Below are 2,055 nucleotides of genomic sequence, written 5' to 3' on the forward strand. Positions count from 1 at the left end.
CAGCTAATCACTGGTGGTTGGTCTTGCTATACCTTCATTATTTTATTGGTTTAACCATTGCTTACAACAGAAACTCAAAAAAAGCAGCCCCGTATTCGCATAGAGGCTGCTTCATCTTTTATTCACCTAAATCTACGTTATGATATACCTGCTGCACATCTTCCTGGTCTTCCAAAGCATCGATCAGCTTTTCAAATTGTGCCTGTGCTTCTGGATCGAGTGTGATATCGTTTTGAGCGAGCATTGTCAGCTCAGCAACAGTAAAGTCAGTGATTCCAGCATTCTTTAACGCTTCCTGGATCGCATGGAACTGGTCCGGTTCTCCGTATACAATCACAGTGTCTTCTTCTTCGATTATATCGCGAACATCGACATCAGCTTCCATCAGAATTTCAAGAACTTCATCAGCTGTTTTGCCTTCAAAGCCGATTACCGCTGTTGCATCAAACATATAAGATACAGATCCACTCACTCCCATGTTTCCGCCGTTCTTTCCATAAGCGGCACGTACATTTGAAGCAGTACGGTTCACGTTATTTGTAAGAGCATCAACAATGATCATTGAGCCGCTAGGACCAAAGCCTTCGTAGCGAAGCTCATCGTAACTTTCTTCACCGCCACCTTTTGCTTTTTCAATGGCGCGGTCAATGATTACTCTTGGTACATTGTAAGTCTTTGCCCGTTCAAGGACGAATTTCAAAGCCTGGTTTGATTCAGGATTCGGTTCACCCTGTCTTGCTGCTACATAGATTTCAAGTGCGAACTTTGAATAAACGCGGCTTGTATTTGCATCTTTAGATGCTTTTTTCTCCTTGATATTATTCCACTTACGACCCATAAACCCCACTCGCTTTCAACTTATATCAGTTGACTGCAGCACAATAACTATAATGCTGAATAATAGTCTTTTCTACAGCCTTTCACAGATAATATTATACCTTAAATAAAGGATTTGTTAAGAGGGAACTCCCTCTAAATCTTTGTTTCTGTTTTTAACAGCTCATGCGCAATCAAAAGATAAGATTTAATCCGATCTTCAGGTGCATATGTGATTGTCACAATCATAACTTCATCCGCTTTATATTGCTTTTGCAAATCTAGCAGATTATTCCTAACTTGATCTGGATTGCCAATGATCATTTTCTGCTTCATTTTTTCCAATGCATCTTTTTCAGTTTCTGATAGTCTATATTGTTTTGCGTCCTCTATTGAAGGTACTCCCGAGTGACCTTCTCCTTTCCCTCTCTGGATGCTCCATACTAGGGAACTCAAGGCGATTTCTTCAGCGCGTTCAGTTGTATCGGCACAAAATGCTGTAACTGTGAGGATTGTTTGCGGATGTCTATTAGTCCTAGACTTGAATGCTTGATAATAGCAATCTAAAATCTCTGCAGCGTCCTTGTCGCTCATAAATAATCCGAATGCGTAGGCCATCCCATGCTCTGCAGCCAGCAATGCACTTTTCTTGCTGGTCCCCAGCAACCAGGGGACAGGAGCATTATCCGGTATTGGAGCCGCCTTGATTTTTGCAAATTCGCTGTCTTCAGGATGATCATTGTATATAAAATGAAGCAGATCCTTTACCGATGCAGGCATGTCCCAAACATTTTGAAGAAAGTGATCGGATAATGCGCTTGTTACTTCTGCCGAACCTCCGGGAGCCCTGCCAATTCCGATGTCAATCCGATCTGGAAACAACGTAGCCAGCATATTGTAAACTTCTGCAATTTTATACGGCTTATAATGCGGCAGTAAAACTGCACCAGAACCTACACGGATACGGCTTGTTCTCGCTCCAATGTAACTGAGCATTACTTCAGGTGCAGAACAGGCTAATCCGGGCATATCGTGATGTTCGGCAATCCAGTAACGTTCATAACCCAGTTGTTCTGCAGCTTGAGCTAATTTTACAGATTGTTCTAATGCTTCTTTAGCCGTCTGATTGGCCGAAATAGGTACTTGATCGAGTATACTCAGTTTCATCAGTTAATCCTTCTTTTCTTGCAGTACTAATTTAAAAATCCCTACTTTTCCACTTTCATAAAGGTTGGTAAC

The 2,055-nt window shown here is 41.8% G+C and carries 2 protein-coding genes; both read right to left on the reverse strand.

Features of this window, described 5'->3' with window-relative positions; translation table 11 throughout:
• Positions 1–118 precede the first annotated feature (118 nt).
• Positions 119–838: a YebC/PmpR family DNA-binding transcriptional regulator gene (locus WB217_RS14975; protein WP_423994045.1), complete on the reverse strand. Its 720-nt coding sequence runs from the start codon at positions 836–838 to the stop codon at positions 119–121.
• Between the two features lie 134 nt (positions 839–972).
• Positions 973–1,983 (reverse strand): LLM class flavin-dependent oxidoreductase, encoded by a 1,011-nt coding sequence (locus WB217_RS14980; RefSeq protein ID WP_423994046.1) that lies wholly within the window; start codon positions 1,981–1,983, stop codon positions 973–975.
• Positions 1,984–2,055: the final 72 nt, after the last annotated feature.

The organism is Mesobacillus sp. (assembly GCF_049588175.1).
GTDB lineage: Bacteria > Bacillota > Bacilli > Bacillales > Cytobacillaceae > Mesobacillus.